The sequence below is a fragment of the Hymenobacter agri genome (assembly GCF_054778495.1).
This window is the reverse complement of sequence record NZ_BAAGZM010000231.1, coordinates 1-6,268: the sequence shown is the minus strand read 5'-3', so window position 1 is coordinate 6,268 and position 6,268 is coordinate 1. Positions and strand designations below refer to the sequence as shown.

Sequence of the window (6,268 nt, the reverse complement as noted above, 5' to 3'; positions counted from 1 at the left end):
GCTGGCGGCGGCGCTCCTCATCGAGGCGCCGGGCGGCCTGGGCCAGCTGAAAATCGTAGCTGGCGCGCTTGCCGGGGTCGGCCAGCACGCCGTAGGCCACGGCCACAGCTTTGAACTGCTCTTCATAGCGCACGTCGCCGCCGTGCTTGTCGGGGTGGTACTGCACCACGAGGCGGCGGTAGGCCCGCTTAATGTCGGCGGCCGAAGCGGTGGCGGCCACGCCCAAAGTTTGGTAATGATTCTGACTCACGCTGGGCTGCAAACACAAAGCACGGTGCAAAAGTCAGCCGCGGCGCGCAATTTTCCGTAAACCCGGCGCAAGCGGCTCCGCGCTGGGGCGTTAGCTCCGCCGTGGCTGCACCGCCGTTTTTTTCTCGCCACTTCTATTTCGCGCCGTATGTTTTCCGACGACGACTCATCCTCCAAAACGCCCCGCAACGACAGCCTGATTGGCAACCTGACCGGCTACCTCGACACCCGCATCGACTTGGTGAAGCTGGAGCTGCAGCAGAAAGCCTCCTCCGTAATCGTGAGCACCGTGCACGGCGTGGCGCTGGCCATGCTGGGCCTGCTGTTCATCATTTTCGTGAGCATTTTTGCCGGTCTGGCCCTCAATTCGGCCCTCGATAGCCCGTACTGGGGCTTCGGCATTGTCGCCGGCTTCTACCTGGTGCTGCTGGTGCTGGTGCTGGTGGGCGTCGACAAAGCCGCCTTCCAGGGCATCGCCAACAAGGCGCTCAAGGACACTATCTATAAATCCGACAAACGTCAAGCTTAAGCTTCCCTGCCATGAGTGAGTTGCAAAACCCCATTTTCGACGAAGAAAAAGAATTTCTGGAGCGCAAAAAGCTGGAGTACGAGCGGGCGCTGCGCGGCGATGTCGAGCACATCAAGGAGCAATCGGCCACGATAGGCAGAGTTGCTGCCGTGGGTGCGGGCCTGGCCGGCACGGTGTGGCTCATTACCAAAGCATTTGGCGGCAAGAAACACCGCCCCGACGGCAAGCACCGCCCCGATGGCAAGCCAAAAGGCAAGGGCAAAGGCGAGCCCAAAGACAAGCGCAAGTCGGCCGCGGTATCGGCCATGGTGTTCATGGAGCACTTCGAGGATGGCGACCACGAGTTTGGCAAGGGCGTAGCCGCATCAGGCACCAAGCCAGAATCGGCGCCGCGGGCCGCGCAGCCGGTGGGTGCATTGGGCCACCCGGCTCCGCACCCGGCCGAACAGGCGCCGGCCCCCAAGCCTACGCCGCCGCCCGCTCCCAAAGCCGCTGAGAAACCAGCGCCGCCCCGGCCCGCAGCTGGCAAGCCAACCAGCTTTGAGGACGACCCGTTCCAGGATTTGCCCTACGACGACAGCCGCCGCCTGCCCGTTTCGCACGCCTTCGATGGCGACGAAGCAAAGAAGGAAAAAGACAGCAAAAATGAAAAAGGCGTGCCGACCAAGGCCATGGCCGAAACCCCGCGCCATTCGGTAGCGCGCGTGGTGGGCTCGGTGTTGCAGCAGTTTTTGCAGTCTGATACCGGCAAGGTGCTGGTGGCCCAGGCGGGCGCGCTGGCCTTGGCCGCGGTGACGAAAAAGGCGGGCGAACTTTTCCCGGCCAACAAAAATGCCGACCTTGCAGCTTCCTCCGACGCGCAACCGGCCGACAGTGCCGCCGCGCCGGTTGCTTCGTCTGCTCCTTCTGCTGCTCCGGATGCGCCCAAACCCACCCCGTCTGTATGATGCGCTGCTAACCCGTCGGGCGCACGGCCGCAAGGCGCTGGCCGTGTTGCTCGACCCTGATAACCTGGATGAAGCCGGCCTGCGGCACCTGCTCGCCCTGAGCGCGGTGCACCCAGTCGACTACTTTTTCGTGGGGGGCAGCCTGGTGCTTAGCGAGCACCAGGCTGCCCTCATCACGTTAATCAAAGCCCATTCCGACGTGCCGGTGCTGCTGTTCCCCAGCCACAGCATGCACCTCGACGGGCCGGCCGATGGCCTGCTGTTGCTCTCGCTCATCTCGGGCCGCAATCCCGATTTTCTCATCGGCCAGCACGTGGTGGCCGCTCCGCGCCTGCGCGCCAGCGGCCTGCAGCTGCTGCCCACCGGCTACATGCTGGTCGACTCGGGCCGGCAAACCACAGCTTCCTACATGAGCGGCACCACGCCGCTGCCGCACAACAAGCCCGGCATTGCGGCCTGCACCGCCATGGCCGGTGAGCAGCTGGGCCTAAAGCTGATGTACCTCGACGGCGGCAGCGGGGCCCAGAACCCGGTATCGGCGGCCATGATTGCGGCCGTGCGCGCTGCGGTCGAGACGCCCATTATCGTGGGCGGCGGGCTGAATACTGGCGAGAAAGTGTACGCCGCGCTGGCCGCCGGGGCCGATGTGGTGGTGGTAGGCAACCACATTGAGGCCGAGCCGGAGTTTCTGGGCGAAGTAGCCGGGGTGGTGGCGTCGTTCAACCGCGAGGCGGTGTTGCAGGCAGGGAAATAGTCGTCCGCAGCTAGTGCAGAAGGTCGGTTCTGGATGCCTGGCCTGAACGACGAAGCGTGCAGTTGAGGCGTGCCAATAGCCAGGCAGTGCCCCCGGCTGCCAGCATCCCACCTATTACGGCCAGGCCAGAAGTTGCTATTGGGGCGTCGGAAGCAGCCAGCAACGAAACCATTAGGCCACCTGCCAGGATAATGAGCGGCCCACGCAGGCCTATATTTAGCCGCCCGCTGAGCTTCCATAGAACCAGTGCGCCGAACAATAGCATCAGCCCAGTGCCGGCCACGATGCAGGCATCGGCGTATCGATACCCGATAAGCTTGCGCAGCCAGCCTGCGGTGGTAAGCATCAGGCCAAGCAGGATGCCCGGCCACGCCGGTTTAGCCAGAAAATGCATCGTATGAACAAACGGCATTAAGCAGGTGAATTTTCAAAAGTGAGCAGACAGCGAGTCATGCAAGATGAAGTGAAATTTCATCTGATAAAATACCTGTTTCAGGGTATTTTTCAAGCGAATAGTCCGCAGGGATGTTTGGTGAAAAGCAGTGTTGAAATCAGCCGCGCGGCAAATAGTATATTCTGCTTCGGGCATTGCTTCGCGATGACTGGGCGCTGAGTAAGGTCTTTGGCCCCGATACAGGCCCACCAGCACTTCCGGCCCACGCGCCTGCGGCAGCTATTCCAGCTAATGCAGCCAAGATGCCCGCTTCTCCGGCAACACCTGCTTCGGCCGGGCCAGTGGGACTCATACCCAGAAACCCTGCTGATACATAAAAAAAAGCCCCGAAACTGCTTGCGCACTTTCGGGGCTTTTTACTTTGGAGCCGATTATTGGACTCGAACCAACGACCTGCTCATTACGAATGAGCTGCTCTACCAACTGAGCTAAATCGGCTTATTACCCACCAACGGTTTTGGAAGGGAGTGCAAAGATAGGCACCGCGCCCGAAGCTGCGCAACCGCTTTGGTAGAAAAAATTTGACAGCTCTGCTTGGGGCATCGCGTTTGAAATCGCAACACCGCCCTGCAGCCTTTTAATGAGGATTTTTCCTGTCCTCGCCGCTGGCTTTGCCGGGGCTCTGGCGCGGGCACTACGATAGCATCGTTGGCCCTGCTGATTACGGTTGGCCGGGCTGGCACGCATTATACTGCCGCACCAGCTGCGCGAGATTGTGGGCCTTGTAGTGCCGGGCTTGGATGTCGGGCCGCAGCGCGGGGCAGTCGGCGAAGTAAGCCAGCGCATCGTTCGGGAACTTCCATTGCGTGGCCTGAGTGAAATCGGTCTGCCCTTTGCGGTAGAGCAGCAGCGCCACGCCGGTGCCGCCGCGGGCATCGTCGGCGTTCAGCGGCGGAAAGGCCAGGGGCCCGGAGGCGGGGCGGGTGAGCGAGGAAGCCGTTTGGGGTACGTAAGTCACCTTGCCGGTAACCGGGGTCATCGGCACCATCCTCGTCGTCGTGATTATCCGCGCCGGCTGCCGGGAGTAGGTGCGGGTGTAGCAATACCGAAACAGCATGACCGGCCCCCCCACGAGCTGCCGTAGAAACAGCGGCTCGGCTTGGTTACCGGGGAGGCCCAGGTTCAGGCGCACCGATACATAATGGATGGTGTCTTGGTCGGTGGCGTAGCCGTAGGCCCGAAGCGCACGGGCGTCGAGCGTCTGGCGCTGGCTGCCCTGGGCGGTGATGAAATCGACTTGGCGCTGCTGCGTTTCGGCGTCGTGCACTACCACGGCCCCGCGCAGAGTGTCTTGCCCGGCCGTGATGACGTAGCCGGGCATAATTTTCTGCCCATGGCCAGTGTAGCTGGCCAGCAACAGAGCAATAAGAACCGATGAGCGGGTAAGCAGCATAGGAACGAAATGGAAAGTAAACCGTTTGGAGGAAGGAACCAGCTGACAAGCTAAGCAAAAAATACGAAGCACAGTTAAGCTATTTGGCTAAGTGTGCAGCAGGCATAAAGCATTTGCCTTGCGGCAGCGTCAGCTGGTGCTGGCCGTAACTTGCGGCCGTGTTCACGTTTTCGGCACTATGAAATTCTGGCTCATCTTCATTCTGATATTTTTCGCCGTGCGCTACCTGCTGCCCATTGTGCTGCGGCTAGCGCTGAACAGCTTTGTGCGCAAGCAGATGCGCAACGGCGGCTTCGTGGTGCCCCCGCAGGCGCGGCCGGCTGACCGAAGCCATGCCACGCGCCCCGGCGAGGTGCGGGTAGATTACGTGCCGCCCACGCCGCCCGAGCGCGAAAGTCCCAGCGGCTTCAAGGGTGGCGAATACGTTGACTTTGAGGAAGTGAAATAGCGCGCAAGGTTGCGCAACGTGAAAAGAGGTTTCGCAGGGTTTAACGTTCGGTCGGCCTTGCGAAACCTCTTTTCACGTTGCGCAACCTTGCGCGAACCGGTTCTACTGTACCTTCGGGGCGGTTTTCATTTTCCCCCAAACTGCCCTGATGGCTGCTGTTACTTCTGCTCCTACTGTTTCGCCCGTGCCGCTGTGGCGGCGGGCTGTGCCGCACGTGCTGGCGGTGCTGTTTTTTGTGCTGCTCGCCTGCCTCTACTTTTCGCCCATCGTGTTCGATGGCAAAACGCTGGCCCAGCACGACATCACCCAGTTTCAGGGCGGTGCGCACGAGGCCCAGCAGTACGCAGCCGTGATGGGCAAAGAGGCCCTTTGGACGAACTCCATGTTCTCGGGCATGCCCACCTACCTCATCAGCCTGCACTTCCCGGGCGACTGGTCGGGGTATTTGCAGAAGGCCCTCACGCTGGGGCTGCCGGCCGTGGTGGCCAATCTGTTTCTGGCGCTGCTGTGCGGCTACATACTGTTGGTAGCGTTGGGCCTGCGGCCGCTCATTGCGGTGGCGGGCGCGGTGGCGCTGGGCTTTTCGAGCTACAACCTCGCCATTCTGGCCGCCGGCCACAACACCAAGAGCATGGCCCTGGCCTACGCGCCGCTGGTGCTGGGCGGGATGCTAGTGGCCTACCGCCGCGATAAGTGGCTGGGCGCGGTGCTGTTCGCCGTGGGCCTCACGCTGAATGTGCACGTCAACCACCTGCAAATCACCTACTACCTGCTGCTGCTGGCCGCCATTTTTGTGGTGATTGAGCTTGTAGCCGCCGCCAAAGCCGGCCGTCTGCCCGAGTTTGCCAAGCGCACCGCCCTGCTGGGCCTGGGTGCGGCCCTGGCCGTGGGCGTGAGCTTCGGCCGCCTCTACACCACCGCCGAATACAGCAAGTACAGCAACCGCGGCCCGAGCGAATTGAAGTCGCCCGCACCCACCGCGCCCGGCCAGGCCCCGGCCCCCAAAACCGAGGACGAAGGCACCGGCGTCGACCGCGACTATGCCTTTCAGTACAGCTACGGCGTGGGCGAAACCATTACACTGCTGATTCCCAACTTCTACGGCGGGGCCAGCTCAATGCCGCTGGGTACGAATTCGAACCTGGCCAAAGCCGGCCTGCCGCAGGAATACCTTGCCGCGATGCCCACCTACTGGGGGCAGCAGAGCTACACGGCCGGTCCGGTGTACATGGGCGCGGTGGTGTGCTTCCTGTTCATTCTGGGCCTGTTTGTGGTGGAGAAGCGCACACGCTACTGGCTGCTGGCCGGCACCATCCTGAGCATTCTGCTGGCTTGGGGCAAGAACTTTGAAACCTTCAACTACCTGATTTTCGACCTGCTGCCGGGCTACAACAAGTTCCGCGCCGTGAGTATGGCCCTCGTGATTGCGCAGCTGGCCATGCCCATCCTCGGCGCGCTGGCGCTGAGCCGGGTGCTGCGGCCCCGCGCGCCGCT

At 62.0% G+C, this 6,268-nt stretch carries 7 protein-coding genes, 1 tRNA gene and 1 pseudogene; 5 read left to right on the top strand and 4 right to left on the bottom strand.

Annotated elements, in window-relative coordinates; translation table 11 throughout:
* On the bottom strand, positions 1–220 hold a 220-nt coding region (locus ACYVDE_RS12485; protein WP_460501874.1), incomplete at its 3' end, for a J domain-containing protein.
* Positions 221–397: 177 nt separating this feature from the next.
* Here ACYVDE_RS12485 and ACYVDE_RS12480 point away from each other — a divergent pair.
* From ACYVDE_RS12480 to ACYVDE_RS12470, 3 genes are read left to right on the top strand one after another with little or no spacing between them, the layout of a single operon-like run.
* Positions 398–778, top strand: a complete 381-nt coding sequence (locus ACYVDE_RS12480) for a phage holin family protein (RefSeq protein ID WP_460501873.1) — start codon at positions 398–400, stop codon at positions 776–778.
* An 11-nt stretch (positions 779–789) separates the two neighbouring features.
* On the top strand, positions 790–1,725 hold the full coding sequence (locus ACYVDE_RS12475) for a hypothetical protein (RefSeq protein WP_460501872.1): 936 nt from the start codon (positions 790–792) through the stop codon (positions 1,723–1,725).
* Entirely contained in the window at positions 1,697–2,479 is a 783-nt protein-coding gene (locus ACYVDE_RS12470) for a geranylgeranylglyceryl/heptaprenylglyceryl phosphate synthase (RefSeq protein WP_460501871.1), read from the top strand. Before ACYVDE_RS12475 ends, ACYVDE_RS12470 begins: the two co-directional genes overlap by 29 nt.
* 10 nt (positions 2,480–2,489) lie before the next feature.
* Here ACYVDE_RS12470 and ACYVDE_RS12465 read toward each other — a convergent pair whose 3' ends face one another.
* The 3 genes from ACYVDE_RS12465 to ACYVDE_RS12455 form a co-directional block, all read right to left on the bottom strand.
* On the bottom strand, positions 2,490–2,891 hold the full coding sequence (locus tag ACYVDE_RS12465) for a hypothetical protein (RefSeq protein ID WP_460501870.1): 402 nt from the start codon (positions 2,889–2,891) through the stop codon (positions 2,490–2,492).
* Positions 2,892–3,295: 404 nt separating this feature from the next.
* A tRNA-Thr gene (locus ACYVDE_RS12460) sits at positions 3,296–3,371 on the bottom strand.
* A gap of 223 nt (positions 3,372–3,594) precedes the next feature.
* Complete coding sequence (locus tag ACYVDE_RS12455; RefSeq protein ID WP_460501869.1) at positions 3,595–4,326, bottom strand: hypothetical protein; 732 nt, start codon at positions 4,324–4,326, stop codon at positions 3,595–3,597.
* Positions 4,327–4,504: 178 nt separating this feature from the next.
* Between ACYVDE_RS12455 and ACYVDE_RS12450 the strand changes: the two genes are divergently transcribed.
* On the top strand, positions 4,505–4,774 hold the full coding sequence (locus tag ACYVDE_RS12450; protein ID WP_460501868.1) for a DUF4834 family protein: 270 nt from the start codon (positions 4,505–4,507) through the stop codon (positions 4,772–4,774).
* A gap of 148 nt (positions 4,775–4,922) precedes the next feature.
* Positions 4,923–6,268, top strand: a pseudogene (locus tag ACYVDE_RS12445) (YfhO family protein); the annotation flags it as partial.